The organism is Methylopila sp. 73B (genome assembly GCF_000526315.1).
In the GTDB taxonomy this organism is placed as follows: domain Bacteria; phylum Pseudomonadota; class Alphaproteobacteria; order Rhizobiales; family Methylopilaceae; genus Methylopila.
Genome location: NZ_JAFV01000001.1, coordinates 2430840 through 2446277, shown reverse-complemented (window position 1 = coordinate 2446277; position 15438 = coordinate 2430840). Strand labels below are relative to the sequence as shown.

14 protein-coding genes are annotated in these 15438 nt (G+C 70.2%); 1 reads left to right on the top strand and 13 read right to left on the bottom strand.

Annotated elements, in window-relative coordinates:
* Positions 1 to 16: 16 nt before the first annotated feature.
* From K244_RS0111810 to K244_RS0111770, 9 genes are all read right to left on the bottom strand, one after another.
* Positions 17 to 2137: a xanthine dehydrogenase family protein molybdopterin-binding subunit gene (locus K244_RS0111810; protein ID WP_020186480.1), complete on the bottom strand. Its 2121-nt coding sequence runs from the start codon at positions 2135 to 2137 to the stop codon at positions 17 to 19.
* Between the two features lie 11 nt (positions 2138 to 2148).
* A complete protein-coding gene (locus K244_RS0111805) occupies positions 2149 to 3138 on the bottom strand; it encodes a xanthine dehydrogenase family protein subunit M (protein WP_020186479.1) in 990 nt (329 codons plus the stop codon).
* Positions 3135 to 3794 (bottom strand): aldehyde dehydrogenase iron-sulfur subunit PaoA, encoded by a 660-nt coding sequence (gene paoA, locus K244_RS0111800; protein ID WP_024816465.1) that lies wholly within the window; start codon positions 3792 to 3794, stop codon positions 3135 to 3137. Before paoA ends, K244_RS0111805 begins: the two co-directional genes overlap by 4 nt.
* A 177-nt stretch (positions 3795 to 3971) precedes the next feature.
* Positions 3972 to 4289: an AraC family transcriptional regulator gene (locus tag K244_RS22715; protein ID WP_020186477.1), complete on the bottom strand. Its 318-nt coding sequence runs from the start codon at positions 4287 to 4289 to the stop codon at positions 3972 to 3974.
* Positions 4290 to 4957: 668 nt separating this feature from the next.
* Complete coding sequence (locus K244_RS0111790) at positions 4958 to 5953, bottom strand: tripartite tricarboxylate transporter substrate-binding protein (RefSeq protein WP_036305711.1); 996 nt, start codon at positions 5951 to 5953, stop codon at positions 4958 to 4960.
* A 68-nt stretch (positions 5954 to 6021) separates the two neighbouring features.
* The gene (locus K244_RS0111785; protein ID WP_346430354.1) at positions 6022 to 7008 is read right to left on the bottom strand and encodes an NAD(P)-dependent oxidoreductase; all 987 of its coding nucleotides are present in this window, start codon (positions 7006 to 7008) and stop codon (positions 6022 to 6024) included.
* Positions 6921 to 8459, bottom strand: a complete 1539-nt coding sequence (locus tag K244_RS0111780; protein ID WP_020186474.1) for a tripartite tricarboxylate transporter permease — start codon at positions 8457 to 8459, stop codon at positions 6921 to 6923. Before K244_RS0111780 ends, K244_RS0111785 begins: the two co-directional genes overlap by 88 nt.
* A gap of 12 nt (positions 8460 to 8471) precedes the next feature.
* Entirely contained in the window at positions 8472 to 8975 is a 504-nt protein-coding gene (locus K244_RS0111775) for a tripartite tricarboxylate transporter TctB family protein (RefSeq protein ID WP_020186473.1), read from the bottom strand.
* Positions 8976 to 9177: 202 nt separating this feature from the next.
* Positions 9178 to 10200 (bottom strand): 4-hydroxythreonine-4-phosphate dehydrogenase PdxA, encoded by a 1023-nt coding sequence (locus K244_RS0111770; protein ID WP_020186472.1) that lies wholly within the window; start codon positions 10198 to 10200, stop codon positions 9178 to 9180.
* 199 nt (positions 10201 to 10399) lie between these two features.
* Here K244_RS0111770 and K244_RS0111760 point away from each other — a divergent pair, with 199 nt between their 5' ends.
* A complete protein-coding gene (locus K244_RS0111760; protein ID WP_020186470.1) occupies positions 10400 to 11125 on the top strand; it encodes a GntR family transcriptional regulator in 726 nt (241 codons plus the stop codon).
* A 12-nt stretch (positions 11126 to 11137) separates the two neighbouring features.
* On the opposite strand, the gene uxuA is transcribed toward K244_RS0111760, so the two are convergent.
* From uxuA to K244_RS0111740, 4 genes are read right to left on the bottom strand one after another with little or no spacing between them, the layout of a single operon-like run.
* Positions 11138 to 12316, bottom strand: a complete 1179-nt coding sequence (gene uxuA, locus K244_RS0111755; RefSeq protein WP_020186469.1) for a mannonate dehydratase — start codon at positions 12314 to 12316, stop codon at positions 11138 to 11140.
* Positions 12317 to 12320: 4 nt separating this feature from the next.
* Complete coding sequence (locus tag K244_RS0111750) at positions 12321 to 13373, bottom strand: L-idonate 5-dehydrogenase (RefSeq protein WP_020186468.1); 1053 nt, start codon at positions 13371 to 13373, stop codon at positions 12321 to 12323.
* Positions 13370 to 14776 carry a TRAP transporter large permease gene (locus K244_RS0111745; protein WP_020186467.1) on the bottom strand — a complete coding sequence of 469 codons (1407 nt, stop codon included), beginning with the start codon at positions 14774 to 14776 and terminating at the stop codon, positions 13370 to 13372. The genes K244_RS0111750 and K244_RS0111745 overlap by 4 nt, the downstream gene beginning before the upstream one ends.
* Positions 14777 to 14779: 3 nt before the next feature.
* A complete protein-coding gene (locus K244_RS0111740; RefSeq protein ID WP_020186466.1) occupies positions 14780 to 15361 on the bottom strand; it encodes a TRAP transporter small permease in 582 nt (193 codons plus the stop codon).
* Positions 15362 to 15438 lie beyond the last annotated feature (77 nt).

Here is a 15438-nt window from a genome sequence, read left to right as displayed (position 1 = left end):
CCGGCCTCCGCCCCGTTCAGCCGACAAGCACCTTGTCTAGCGTGATCGGGAACTCCCGCACCCGCACGCCCGTGGCGTTGAACACCGCGTTCGCGACGGCCGCTCCCGCGCCGCAGATGCCAAGCTCGCCCACGCCCTTTGCGCCCAGCGGGTTCGCCTTGTCGTCATGCTCGTCGACGAAGAAGGCGTCGACGTTCGGCACGTCGGCGTGGGCCGCCACGTGGTACTCGCCGAGGTCTCCGTTCACGACGTGGCCGAAGCGCGGATCGACCACCGCCTCCTCGAACAGCGCCGAGGACACGCCCCAGATCATGCCGCCGATCATCTGGGAGCGGGCGGTCTTCGCGTTCAGGATCCGGCCGGCCGCGAAAGCGCCGAGCATCCGCCGCAGACGGATTTCGCCGGTGTCCTCGTCGACCGCGACCTCGGCGAAGTGCGCGCCGAAGCAGTATTGCGAGTAGTCCTTGTAGGACTGGGTCTCGCGCATGCCCTTCACCGAGCCTGTCGCCTCGAACACCCGCGCCTCGTCGGTGCGCGCCATCTCGGCCTTGACCTTGCGCGCGGCGTCCAGCACCGCGGAGGCGGAGCTCGCCGCGCCCCAGGAGCCGCCGGAGCCGGGGCTGACGGGAAAGCGGCTGTCGCCGAGCTCGACCGTCACCGCCTGGAGCGGCGCGCCCAGCTCCTCGGCGGCGACCTGCGCCAGGATCGTGTAGGTGCCGGTGCCGATGTCGGTCATGTCGGTCCGCACCCGAACGGTGCGGTCTTCGGCGACGCGCACGGTCGCGGCGCAGGGGCCGAGATAGTTCGGGCGGATCGCGGCCGCGACGCCGTAGCCGATCAGCGTCGGCCCGTCGCGGCGTTCGCGCGGCGCCTTCGGCCGATCGCTCCAGCCGAAACGGGCCGCGCCCTCGCGCAGGCACTCGACCAGCTTGCGCGACGAGAACGGGACCTTCTTCTCCGGGTCGATCTGCGTGTCGTTCAGGATGCGCATCTCCACCGGGTCGAGGCCGAGCTTGTGGGCCAGTTCGTCGACCGCGCTTTCGAGCGCCAGGAGGCCGGGCGCTTCGCCCGGCGCCCGCACCGGCTCGCCGCCCTGCATGTCGAGATTCACCAGCCGGTGGCGCGTCAGGATCGACGGCGCGCCGTAGAGCGCCCGGGTGGAGCTCGCGGTCTGCTCGGCGAATTCCTCGATCGGCGAGGACTGCATCCAGACCTCGTGGGACACTCCGGTCAGCTTGCCGTCGCGCGTCGCCGACAGACGCACCTTCTGGATGGCCTCCGGGCGGTGACCGACATTCGAGAACACCTGCTGGCGGCTCTGCGCCACCTTCACCGGCCGCTTCAGCGCCCGCGCGCCGAATGCCGCGAGCACGACTTCGGCTCGCATGCCGAGCTTGCCGCCGAAACCGCCGCCGACATAGGGGCTCATGATCCGGACCTTCTCGAGCGGGATCTCGAGCGTGGCCGCGAGCGACTTCCGGGTGTTCGCGACGTTCTGGGTGGAGGTCCGCACCGTCACCTCGTCGCCCTCCCAGGAGGCGATCGCGGCGTGGGGCTCCAGGGCCATGTGGTGCTGCTGGGCGACGAGGTAGGTGGCGTCCACCGTCACGGGGCCTGCGGCGAAAGCCGCCTCGAAGTCGCCCTCGGAGGTGTCGGTCTTCATGCCGACGTTGATGGTCTCCGGCGCGTAGGCCGTATTCAGATGTTGCTCCAGCCCGAGAACGGGGGTCTCGGCCTCATACTCGACCGTCACCAGCGCGGCTGCGGCGCGGGCGGCTTCGAAGGTCTCGGCCACGACGAAGGCGACGGGCTCGCCCCAGTGCCGAACGCGGTCGTCGCCGAGATAGGGCCGCGCCCGGGCGAAGCGCGCGGAGGCCCGCGGCGGGCCGAACGCAGGCTGCTTCGGCGCGTTGCGGTGGGTCATCACCAGCAGCACCCCGGGCGTGGCCTCCGCGGCCGTCGCGTCGATAGCGCGGACGCGTCCCTTGGCGATGGTCGCGGGGACGATGACGCCATAGGCTGGCGCCCGTTCGAGCCGGTGCTCGTAGGCGTAAGGCGCGCCGCCCGTCACCTTGAGGCGCCCGTCGACGCGGTCGACGGGCTGGCCGATGGGATTCGCGGAGATGTCGAGCGGCATGTCCGGCCTCCTCACGACGACAGGCCGGCGGCGTCGGCGAGGGTGCGCCGGATCGTCCGCTTCGCAAGATCGATCTTGAAGTCGTTCGCGCCGTAGCCGCGCGCTCCCTTCAGCGCCGCGTCCGCCGCCGCGCCGAAGCTCGCCTCGGGCCGGGTCTCGGCGCCGAGCGGCCGCTCGCCCTCGGCGACGCGCCACGGCTTGTGCGCGACGCCGCCGAGGGCGAACAGGCCGCCCAGCACTTGCCCGTCGCGGGCGTCGACCACCGCCGCCACCGAGACCAGCGCGAAGGCGTAGGACGCCCGGTCGCGGACCTTGCGGTAGACCTGACGGCCGGGAGGCGGCGGAGGCAGCCTGACCGCCGTGATGAGTTCGCCGTGCGCCAGCACCGTCTCCGCGTCGGGCCCCTGCGCCGGGTCTCGGTAGAGCTCGGATACCGGTATCTCGCGCGTCGCGCCGTCGCCGGTCACCGTCCGCACCTGCGCGTCGAGCGCAGTCATCGCCACCGCCATGTCGGAGGGGTGCGTGGCGATGCAGGCGTCGCTCGCGCCGAGCACGGCGTGGATGCGGTTGAAGCCCCCGAGCGCCGAGCAGCCGGAGCCGGGCGTGCGTTTGTTGCAGGGCGTCGCCGTGTTGGTGAAGTACGGGCAGCGCGTCCGCTGCAGCAGGTTCCCGCCGGTCGAGGCCGCGTTCCGCAACTGCCCAGAGGCGCCGGCCAGCAGCGCGCGCGACAGCAGGGGATAGGCCCGACGCACCCGCGCGTCGGCGGCGAGCGCGGAGTTCTTCACCTGCGCGCCGATGACAAGGCCGCCGTCCTCGGACTCGGCGATCGCGTCAAGCTTCAGCCGCGAGATGTCGACCAGGTGCTTCGGCCGCGCGACCCCGAGCTTCATCAGGTCCACGAGGTTGGTGCCGCCGGCGATGAAGGCGGCGTCGGGGCGCTCCGCGACCGCCTTGGCGGCCGCCGCCGCGTCGGCGGCGCGTTCGTAGGTGAAGGGCGTCACAGGGCGCCTCCCTCGGATGCGTCGCGGATCGCGGCGACGATGTTGGGATAGGCGGCGCACCGGCAAAGGTTGCCGCTCATGCGCTCGCGGATCTCGGCGTCCGTGAGCTCGATCGTGATGCCCAGGTCCTCGGTGACGTGGCTCGGCCAGCCCGCTTCAACCTCCTTCAGCATGGCGACGCTGGAGCAGATCTGGCCCGGCGTGCAGTAGCCGCACTGGAAGCCGTCGTTGCGGAGGAAGGCGGCCTGCATCGGATGCAGCTCGGCGTCGGCGGCGAGCCCCTCGATGGTGGTCACCTCGTCGCCCTCGTGCATCACCGCGAGCGTCAGGCACGAATTGATGCGCTGGCCGCCGACCATCACCGTGCAGGCGCCGCACTGGCCGTGGTCGCAGCCTTTCTTCGAGCCCGTCAGATGCAGATGCTCCCGCAGCGCGTCGAGTAGCGTCGTACGGGGATCGAGGCTCAGCGTCGTCGGCGTCCCGTTGACGGTGAAGCGCACCTCGGAGGCGGGCGCCGCCGGCGAGGCTGCCGGCGAGGCCGCCGAGGCCCCTGCAGCAGCCGCGGCCGCTGGCGTGCAGACGCCCAGGGCCGCGGCGGCCACGGAGGCCTCCAGCACCTCCCGGCGCGAGAGGCGTAGCAATTCGGTCTCGGTCATCATGCGGCGTCCTCGCAGATCGGCGGGGGCCGCCCGTGCGAAGCGCGATCGAAGCCGTCCGGGCCAACGCCGCGTGCGGATGCGGTCGCGTTCCAACCCCGTCGGGGGTGCGGGCGCTGTCCATAACGGTTCTAGATTGGACGGTCCGCGCCGGCTTCCAGCATCCCGGCGCAAATTTCAGGATCGCGCGGCGATCTCCGCGCGGTAAGCGCCCGGCGTGCGGCCCGTGCGCTCCCGGAAGGCGGTCGCGAAATGGCTCTGGCTGGAGAAGCCGCAGGCGAGGGCGATCTCGGCCAGGCTCCCCCGCCGTTCGCCCAGCAGCCGCTCCGCCCGTCGCACGCGCCGCTCCAGCACGTAGGCGTAGGGCGCGACGCCCATCGCCGCGCGAAAGCGCCGGGCGAACCGGTCCACCGGCATGTCCAGCAGGCCGGCGAGGTCGGCGAGCGCGATATCTTCGCCGAGATGGTCTTCGACATGGTCGACGACCCGCGCCATCGCCCACGGGAGAGCCCGCCGCCGGCGTCGGTCGGGGCAGGGGCGCCGCCGAGCGCGGACAGCCGCAGCAGGATCAGCGCCGTCATGTGTTCGACGTAGGCGGCTCCCGGATCGCCTCCCTCGCCGACAGCGTCGCGCAGTCCCGTCAGCAGCGCCGCGATCACCGGATCTTCGCCGTTGACGAAGGCGTGCGGCGCGGAGAGGCCGGCGCAGCCCGCCAGGCTTTCGCCGAGGGCGGGGTCGATCCAGAGCGCGGCGTAGGAGAGGTCCGCCCGCCGATAGGATCCACGACGGCGCAGGCCCGCGGGCACGAAGCTCAGGGCGCCGGGGGCGTCGCGGCCGGCGTAGGGACCGCCGCCGTCGACGCGCACTTCCGTGGCGCCTGTCCCGCCGGCTTCGGTGAGGACGATCAGGTGCGAGGGCGATGTCCAGTCCAGCGTGGCGTGCTCGCAGACCCAGGCGCGGCGGTCGAAGGTGACAGCGCCGCCGGCCCAGCGGCGCGCGGCCGGCGCGCTCACCGCGCCGCCCCGCTCCGTCACCCTGCCGTGGCCGACCAGAGGCCGCATCGCCCTCACCTTCCGCGGATCGTCAGGCGGATGGTAGGGCGCCGAAGCGCAAGCGAGAAGCGGGGCCGCGCGCGGGAGCGCCCACGGCCCCTTGAGCCCGTCTCAGTTGGTGACGAGCCAGCCCGCCTTCTCGAACAGGGTGCGGGCCTCGGCCTGCTCCTTCTTCACCTGGTCGGCGAAGGCCTGGCCGGTGACGAAGCGGTCGGTCTGGGAGGTGCGGGCCAGCCACTCCTTCCACTCCGGCGTCTCGCGCACCTTGGCCATCACGCCGGCGTAGTAGGCGGCCTGTTCGTCGGTCGCCTTGGCGTTCAGCCAGACCGTGCGCGGCATCTGGTACTGCTCGACGGCGATCCCGGCTTCCTTGCAGGTTGGGATGTCAGCCCAGGACATGTCGGCCGTGACCTTCTGGTCGTAGGACATGCGCTGGGGCGAGAACACGCAGAGCGGCCGGACCTGGCCGCCCTTCCACTGGCCGACGTTCTCCTGCGGATTGTTGAAGTTCGCCTCGATGTGGGCGCCGGCGAGCTGAGTCGCGGCCTCGCCGCCGGACTTGAACGGGATGTAGGTGAACTTCGCGTCGGTCGCGTACTCGATCTTCTTCGAGAGGATCTGGTCGGTGTCCTTCGACTGGCTGCCGCCGACCTGCAGGGGCTTCTCCTTGGCCGCGGCGACGAAGGCGGCCGAGTCCTTATAGGGCGCGTCCTTGTGCGTCCAGAGCAGGAACTCGTCGACCGCCATGGCGGCCACGGGACGCAGATCGTCCGGCTGGTAGCCCGACTTCGTCACCAGCGGCAGCAGCCACTCGTTGTTGGTGCCGAAAATCACCTTGTGCGGATCGGCGCCGGCGAGCTTGCCGTAGACGAAGGCTTCGGTGCCCGCGCCGCCACCCTTGTTGGTGACGATCATGTTCACCGGCATCAGCTCGTGCTTCTGGATGATCGATTGGATCAGCCGGGCGAACTGGTCGGTGCCGCCGCCGGCGCCGGAGGCGACGACGAATTCGACGGGTTTCACCGGCTTCCACTCGGCCGCGGCGGGCGCGACGACGGCGGCGGTGGCGAGCAGGCCGAGAGCGATCTTGGGGGCGAGTGCAGGCATCAGCTGTTCCTCCAGGTCCAAAAGTCCGTCGCGCCCCTCTGGCGTGGGCGTTGATCGGATATGCGATGTCAGGCGGCGCGGTCGTCCGCGCCGTCCAGTCCGTTGCGGCGCTCGAGTTCGACCAGCAAGCCGGAGTGGTCGAGATCGCCGGCGTTCGCGAGCAGGCCGCGGAACAGGTCCGCCAGCAGCCCGGAGAACGGCAGGTCGAGCCCGAGCCCTTCGGCGGCCGAGAGCGCGTTGTCGATGTCCTTGAGATGGGTGACCGAGCGGCCCTTGGTGACGAAGTCGCGCTCGACCATCCGCTGGCCGTGCAGCTCCAGCACGCGGCTCTCGGCGAAGCCGCCGCGGAGCGCCTCGCGGACCTTGGCGGGATCGGCTCCGCCCTTGGCCGCCAGCATCAGCGCTTCGCCGACGGCGCCGATGGCGACGCCGACGATGATCTGGTTCGCGAGCTTCGCGAGCTGTCCCGCGCCCGAGGGCCCGACGTGGACCGGCCGGCCCATGGCCTTGAGCAGCGTCTCGACGCGGGCGAAGGCCTCGGGCTCGCCGCCGGCCATGATGGCGAGCGTGCCGGCTTCGGCGCCGACGGTGCCGCCCGAGACCGGCGCGTCCACATGCGCCACGCCGCGCCGGGCGAGCCGGGCCGCATGGTCCTGCGCTTCCGCGGGCTTGATCGAGCTCATGTCGACCACGACCGCGCCGGACTTCAGCGCAGCGTCCGCGCCGGAGCCGAACAGCACTTCGGCGACGATCGGGCCGTTTTCCAGCATGGCCACCACGACGTCGGCGTCGGCGACCGCCTCAGCCGGGCTGTCGGCGACGCGCGCGCCCAAGACTTCGAGCGCCTCGGCCTTGGCGCGGGAGCGGTTCCACGCCGTCACGTCGTAGCCGGCCTTCAGAAGGTTCGCGGCCTGATGGCGCCCCATCAAGCCAATGCCGAGGAACGCGACGGCGGGTTTGGCGTCGGTCATGACGGGCTCCGTTCGGCGTGGGCGGCTGCGACGGCCGCGACGCTGGCGCGGCGACGGCCGAGGAACATCGCGACGATCGGCCAGGCGAGCAGGATGAGGGCGATGGCGGTGAGCGTGCCGACGAGCGGGTTCGAGAAGAACACCCCCAGCGAGCCGCCCGACATCAGCATCGATTGCCGGAAGGCGTCCTCGGCCTTGTCGCCGAGCACCATCGCGAGCACGAGCGGGGCGATCGGGTATTCGAGCTTCTTGAAGAGGTAGCCGATCACGCCGAAGGCCAGCACGAGCCAGAGGTCGAACTCCGCGGAGGCGACCGTCCAGACGCCGATGAAGCACACGGAGACGATCAGCGGCGCAACCACCGCGAAGGGGATGCGCAGGATCGCGGCGAACAGCGGCACGGTGGCGAGCACCAGCACCACCGCGACGACGTTGCCGAGGTACATGCTGGCGATCAGGCCCCACACGAAGTCCGGACGCTCCACGAACAGGGTCGGGCCGGGCGTCAGGCCCCAGATCATAAGGCCGCCAAGCATGACGGCCGCCGTCGCGGAGCCGGGGATGCCGAGCGCGAGCATGGGCAGCATGGCGGAGGAGCCGGCGGCGTGGTCGGCGGTCTCGGGCGCCACCACGCCCTCCGGCTCGCCCTTGCCGAAGTTGGCCGAGCGCCGGGAGAAGCGGCGGGCGACGCCGTAGCTCATGAACGAGGCCGCGGTCGGTCCGCCGGGGGTCACGCCCATCCACACGCCGATCAGGCTGCCGCGTAGCAGAGCGAACCAGTAGCGTGGCATCTTGGCGATCGTCTGGAACACCTTCTTCGGCGAGATGCGGGAGGCGACGGCGTTGAAGCGCAGCCCTTCCTCCATGGTCAGCACCAGCTCGCCGAGGCCAAACAGGCCGATCACGGCGACCAGGAAGGAGATGCCGCGGAGCAGCTCGTCGAACCCAAAGGTGAGGCGGAGCGAGCCCGAGATCGTGTCCTGCCCGACGGTCGCGAAGGCGAGGCCGAGGGTCAGCGACACGATCGTCTTGAACGGGTTGCCGCCGCCGAGGCCGACGAAGCTCGCGAAGGCGAGCAGATAGACCGCGAAGAACTCCGGCGACGAGAACTTGAGCGCGAAGTCCGCGACGGCGCTCGACAGCAGCGTAATGACGATGACGCCGACCATAGCGCCGAAGCCGGCGGACATGAACGCGTAGGTGAGCGCCTCGGTCGCCTGGCCGTTCTTGGCCATGGGATGGCCGTCGAAGGTGGTGGCGACGGAGGAGGGCTCGCCTGGAATGTTGAACAGGATCGAGGTGGTGGAGCCGCCGAACAGCGCGCCCCAGTACATCGAGGTCAGCAGGATGATGGCCGAGACCGGGTCCATCGAGAAGGTCAGCGGCAGCAGCAGCGTCACGCCGTTCGGCGCCCCGAGGCCGGGGAGAACGCCGACCAGGATGCCGAGCAGCACGCCGCCGATCATCAGGGCGACGTGATGCCAGGAGAGCGCGATCTCGAAGCCGTGGAGCAGCAGCGGAACGTTGTCGAACATGGCCGCCGCTCCTCAGTACAGGCCGAGGGCCGCTTCGAGCGGACCCTTCAGCAGGGGGGTCTGGAACCAGCGTTCGAACAGGACGAACATCACGACCGGCGCGCCGATCGCGATTGGGATGGCCTTCACGAGCGGGAAGCGGCCCTGCAGCGTCGTGGTCGCCAGCAGGTAGATCGCGGTCGCGACGTAGAGCCCGAGAAACAGGGTGACGGGCACGAACAGCGCGACCGGAATGGCGAAGGCGGCGATCCGCTTGCCTTGCTCGCGCGTCATGAAGCTGTCGCCGGCGCCGACGCGCTGGACCAGCGTCTGGACCAGCACGGCGAGGCTCGCGGCCACGATGATGAGGCCGAGCCAGAACGGCACGTAGCCGGGCTCGGGGCCGGCGTCGCCCCAGCCGATGGAGTGCTCGTTCGCGCCGTAGATCACCAGGGCGCCGATGGCGGCGACGCCGAGCGCCGTCGCCACTTCCATGGTGAAACGCGACACGATCGTGCGGTCTTCGGCGGCGGACATGGACGCCCCTCCTCGAGCCGTTTCCTCAGGAACGGGGCCGCGTCTCGCGGCGGCTCTCCGCTTCGTCTCACAACGTCATCCCGGACGGCGGCGAAGCCGCCGATCCGGGATCGTCATCCGCGGATACCCCGACGGCGCCTCGTCCGGAGGACGATCCCGGCTCTCCGCTACGCTTCGGCCGGGATGACGCGCTTGCCGTCCGTCACGCCGCGCGCTGCGCCTTCGCGGCCTTGCGCGTCGCGCCCATGCGGGCGGCGAGCAGCAGCGCCTCGCGGGTCGCGCCGACGTTGGCGACCCCTTGGCCCGCGATTTCGTAGGCCGTGCCGTGGGCCGGGGTGCAGATCGGCACGGGGAAGCCGCCGAGCAGGGTCACGCCTTTGTCGAAGCCGATGAGCTTCATCGCGATCTGGCCCTGGTCGTGGTACATCGTCAGGACCGCGTCGAAGTGGCCGGCCACCGCGCGCACGAACACCGTGTCGGAGGGGTAGGGGCCCTCGCAGGCGATGCCCCGCGCCTTGCCTTCGCGCACCGCCGGCTCGATCTGCTCGATCTCTTCGGAGCCGAAGTTGCCGCCGTCGCCCGCATGCGGGTTGAGGCCTGCGACCGCGATCCGCGGACGAGCGATCCCCGAGGCCTTCAGCGAGGCGTCGGTCAGGGTTAGGCCCTTCAGCACCGCCTCTTTCGTGATGCGCTCGGAGACGCCGGACAGCGGCACGTGGCTGGTGACGCGCGCGTTCCAGAATTCGGGCAGGACGTTGAACTCGCTCGCCACCACGTCGACGCCGAGTTCGGTCGCCGAGAATTTGATCTCGTCGTCGTAGCCCGGGTTCGCGAGTCGCATCGCCTGCTTGTTGAACGGGGTGAAGGCGACAGCGTCCGCCACGCCTTCGCGGGCGAGCTTGAGCGCCGCGCGGTAGTTCTGGGAGGCGAATTCGCCGCCGGCGAGCGAGACCGTGCCCCGAGCGACGCTCGCCGGGTCCAGGTTCTTGAGGTCAACGAACACCGGCTTGTCCTGAGGCTGACGCGGGGCGTCGACGACGTCGAGGTCGAGCGTCACGCCGGCGGTCTCAGCGCCGTCCTGCAGCACGCGCAGGTCGCCGAACACGATGAAATCGGCGGCGTCCCGCACCTCGGGGAGGGCGAGCGCCTTGGCGGCGAGCTCCGGCGAAATGCCGGCGGGATCGCCCATGGCAAGCGCGATCAAGGGCTTCTGTGAGGTCTGCATGGAGGTGGTCACTGTCGCTCCCTATCCGTTCTTCGTTGTTGAGCGAACGGTAACGCCGGCGCCGTCCAAGATCAAGTATGCTGCATACAGCATGTTGCATGACGCGGAATTGACCTTCGAGGCCTGCTTGGCCATGCTGCGAACCGCGGTCTAGCCGGGACAGCCACTCGCCGGGCAGGCGACGCAGAGGGCCACATCGTTGACCGATCTCACATCCTTCGACGGACGCGTCGCGGAGACGCCGATCCTGCGACGGTCGTTGCACGACGAGACCGTCGCCCGGCTGCGCGACATGATCATCGACGGCCGGCTGGCGCCTGGGGATCGGGTGAACGAGGGCGACGTCGGCCGCCGTCTCGGCGTGTCGCGGACCCCCATGCGCGAGGCGCTGAAGACCCTCGCGGCCGAAGGGCTGATCGAGAACGTGCCGGGCCGCGGCGCGGTGGTGCGCGCCTTCACCCGTCACGACGTCTTCGACATGCTCGAAGCGCTGAAGATCATCGAGCAGGAGGCCGGACGTCTCGCCTGCGCCCGCGCGAGCGAGGCCGACATCGCCTCCCTCAGGGCTGTTCACGACCGGATGATGGAGCTCTACGCGGTCCGGAGCCGGCTGAACTATTTCAAGCTCAACCAGGACATCCATTCCGGCTTCGCCCGCATCTCCGGCAACGCCACGCTGCTCTGGGCGCACGAGTCGATCCAGGCGCGCATGAAGCGCATTCGGTTCGTCGGCAACGGCAGCGAGGACAAGTGGGCGGCGGCGGTCGCCGAGCACGAAGAGATGATCGTCGCGCTCGAAGCCCACGACGGCGACGCGCTGGCGGAGGTCATCGGTCGCCACATCGACCGCACCTGGGTGCGCGTGCAGGACGCTCTGCCCGAGCGCGCCCCTGCCGCACCCGCTGAGGAGCCGCTCGCGTCCTGAGCGGCTGACGCGTCAACCCGCCTCGAGCGCGCGGATGGCGCCGCGAAGCTCGGCGAGGCCCCGCAGGCGGCCGATCGCGGTGTAGCCCGGATTGGTGCGCTTGGTCGGGCCGAGATCGTCCAGCATCCGGTGGCCGTGGTCGGAGCGGAACACGATCTTCCGGTCCGACGCTCGGACGCGGTCCTCGGCGAGCAGCGCTTTCAGCACCGCGACCATGTCCACGTCGCCGTCGAGATGGTCGGCCTCGAAGAACGAGCCGTCGGCCTCGCGCCGCGTCGCGCGCAGGTGGGCGAAGGCGATGCGGGGGCCGAAGCGGCGGGCGATCGAGGGAAGGTCGTTCGCAGGGCCGGCGCCCAGCGACCCCGTGCAGTAGCACATGCCGTTCGCTGGCGAAGGGACGGCGTCGAACAGCGCGGCGTAATCGTCGCCGGAGGAGGCGACTCTCGGCAGGCCGAACAGCGGGCGCGGCGGGTCGTCGGGGTGCAGCGTCAACGTGATCCCCAACTCCTCGGCGCGCGGGGTGACCGCCTCCAGGAACTCGACCAGATGCCGGCGCAGAACCGCGGCGTCGACGCGGCCGTAAGCCGCGAGCTTTTCCCGGAAGGCGGGGATGGTCAGCGGCTCGGTGGTGGACCCTGGCAGGGCGCTCGCGATGTTGGTGACGAGGTCCGCGACGTCGTCCTCGGTCATCGCCTCGAACACGGCTTTCGCCCGCGCCCGCGTCGCCGGGTCGAAGTCGCGCTCGGCCCCCGGGCGTTTGAGAATGTGCAACTCGAAGGTGGCGAACCGGGGGAGGTCGAACCGCATCGCGCGGGCGCCGTTCGCGAGCTCCCATTCAAGATCGGTGCGGCACCAGTCCACGACGGGCATGAAGTTGTAGCAGACGATCCTTACGCCGCAGGCGGCGAGCGCCTCCAGGCTCGCGATCCACGCCGCAATCGAGCGCCTCGCGGCGGCCCCCGTGCGCTTGACGTCGTCGGGGATCGGGATCGACTCCACGACCGTCCAGTCGAGCCGCGACCGCGGTCCGCTCTCGATGATCCGCTTGCGCTCCTCGACCTCGGCCACGGTCCAGGCCTCGCCGATCGGAACCTGATGGAGCGCGGTGACGACCTCGCGCGCGCCCGCCTGGCGGACGTCGTCCAGGCTGACCGGGTCGTCCGGTCCGAACCAGCGCCAGGATTCCCGCATCGCGTCAGTCCGCCGTCAGCACGACCTTGACGCTCTGCGAGCGATCAAGCGCGAGGCGGAACGCCTGGGGAGCCTCGGAGAGCGGGCGCTCGGCGGTCACCAGCGCCATGACGTCGACCTCGCCGGCGACGATGAGGTCGACCGCCTCCGCGAACTCGGCGTCGAAGCGGAACGTGCCCCGCAGGTCGAGCTCCTTCGCCATGATGGCGTTCGCTGGAATTTCGATCTTGCCTCCCGGCAGGTTGCCGAGCTGGACGATCGTCGCGCCGCGCCGCACCGCCTTGATGGCGGAGGCAAGGCCCGCCGCCGTGCCGGAGGCCTCGATCGCGACGTCGAAGGCCTTGTCCTGCGCCAACTGGTCGAGCGCGGCCTCGCCTTGCGACAGATCGATCGCGTGGTCGGCGCCGAGCCGGGTGGCGAAGGCGAGGGGGGCCGCGGCCATGTCGACCATGGCGACCTCAGCGGCGCCTGCGCGCTTCGCCGCCAGCAGGGTCAGCAGGCCGATCGGTCCCGCTCCGAAGATCACCACGCTCCGTCCCGCGACCTCGCCTGCGCGGCGGACAGCGTGCAGGCACACGGCCAGCGGTTCGGCGAGCGCCGCGGCCGCGAAGGGCAGGTCCGCAGGCACCTTCACGCATTGCGCTGGGGTCGCGTCGAACAGGCTCGCGAAGCCGCCCTGCATGTGCGGGGTCTTGGAGGCCGAGCCCATGAAGTAGATGTTCTCGCAGAGGTTTGGCCGGCCCTCCCGGCAACGGACGCAGGATCCGCACCAGCGCGACGGGTTGACCGCCACGTGGTCGCCGACCGCGAGCCCCGCCGCGTCGCCCGCGATCTTCACCACCTCGCCGGCGACCTCGTGCCCCAGCACGAGCGGCGACGTGACGACGAAGTCGCCGGTCCGGGCGTGGCGGAAGTAATGCATGTCGGAGCCGCAGATGCCGCCGGCGCCGAAGCGGATGCGGACCATGCCGGGCTCGAGGTGCCCCAGCGGCCGGTCGACCATGCGGAGGTCTTCGGGGGCGTAGAGGGTGGCGGCGAGCGCTGTGGCGGCGGTCATTTCAGCAGTCCCATATGCCGAGGCAGCCAGAGGCTGAGCTCGGGGATGAAGGTGATCGCGAGCAGCGCGACGAACAGCGGGATCAGCCACGGCAGGATCGCCATGGTGGTGCGCTCCACCGAGAGCTTGGCCACCCGCGACAGGACGAACAGCACCATGCCGAGCGGCGGGTGCAGCAGGCCGATCATCAGGTTGAGGGTAATGATCAGTCCGAAGTGCACGGGGTCGATCCCGAGCTTCAGCACGATCGGCAGCAGGATCGGCACAAGGATGGTGATCGCCGCGATCGTGTCGAGGAAACAGCCGACGAACAGCACAAGCAGGTTCACCAGGATCAGGAACACCCACTTGTTCTCGGTGATCGACAGGAACGCCTCCGAGAGCAGGGCCGCGGCCTGGCTCACCGTCAGCAGCCACGCGAACACCGAGGCGGCGGTTACAATGAACAGCACCGAGGCCGTGGTCTCGATCGTGTCGAAGCCGGCCTTCGCCAGCGTCCTGAAGGTCATGGTGCGGTAGCGCACGAGGCCGAGGAACAGCGACCAGATCACCGCCGCGACCGCGGCCTCGGTCGGCGTGAACCAGCCGAGCGTCATGCCGCCGATCAGGATGACCGGCGTCATCAGCGCCATCACCGCCTCGAAGTCGAACCACCAGTCGAGCGCGAGCAGCGCCGCCAGCGCGACCAGCACCGCGACGTTGAGCGACACGCCTGCGAGCGTCATGAGGTAGATCGCGAGCGGGAACGAGAACACCACGACGATCTCGACCGTGGCCGAGAACAGCTTCCTGATCGCGAACGGCGTGTCGGAGCCCCAGCCGTACTTGTAGGCGAAGACGGCGACGGTGATCATCATCAGCAGCGTCATGACGATGCCCGGCAGGATGCCGGCCATGAACAGCGCGCCGATCGAGACGTTCGCCATCATGCCGTAGATCACGAAGGGCAGCGACGGCGGGAAAATCGGCCCCAGCGTGGCGGAGGCGGCGGTGACGCCGACCGCGACCTCGGTCGGATAGCCGTGGTCCTTCATCGCCTTGATCTCGATCGTGCCGATGCCGGCGGCGTCGGCGAGCGCCGTGCCGGACATGCCGGAGAAGATCACCGAGCCGATGATGTTCACCTGCGCCAGCCCGCCCTTCATCCAGCCGACCAGCGCGACGGCGAAGGAGTAGATGCGTCCGGTGACGCCGGCGATGTTCATCAGGTTGCCGGCGAGGATGAAGAACGGCACCGCGAGCAGCGGGAAGCTCTCGACGCCCGCGATCATGCGCTGGGCGACGATGATGTCGGGCGCGGCGCCGTAGGTGACGATGTAGAGCACCGACGAGACCGCCATGGCGATCGCGACGGGGACGCCGACGACCATCAGCACGAGGAAACAGCCGAGGAGAAGGAGCATCGGTCAGTCTCCGAAGCCGTCGAAGGCGCCGGGGCGCTCGAGCACGGAATAGCCGCGGCGCCAGTTGGCGATCGCGACCTGGATCGCGCGGGCGAGCATCAGCGCGAAAGCTGCGAGGATCAGGTAGAAGACCACGCTGCGCGGCAGGTCGATCGTGGTCATCCGCTCGCGCGACACGAGCCGGGCGTAGCGGAACATCAGGTAGGTCCCGTAGGCGAAGAAGCCGATCCGGACGAGGTCGACGCCGGTCGCCATCACCCGGCCGGCCGTCGCGCCGACGTAGTGGTAGAGCACGTCGACCTGGATGTGCCGGGACATGCGCACGCACATTACCGAGCCGAGGAAGACGACGAGGACGAGCGCGTTGATCGCGATCTCCTCGGTCCAGGCGAGGCTGTCGTTCAGCACGTAACGGGTGACGAACTGCAGCACGACGCAGCCCGCCATGCCGACGAACAGGGCCAGCGTCAGCCAGTCCTCGAAGGCGTATTTCGAGAGGTCGACGACGACCGGCTGGTCCTCGAAGGCGTGGGCGAGCTCTTCCGCCGTAACGGGCGTGTGGGGCTGGGCGAGATCGGCTGACATGGGCGGGATCCGGGAGGGAGGGGACGTCATCCCGGCCTTGGCGGCGCAGCCGCAAAGAGCCGGGATCGTCGTCAGGA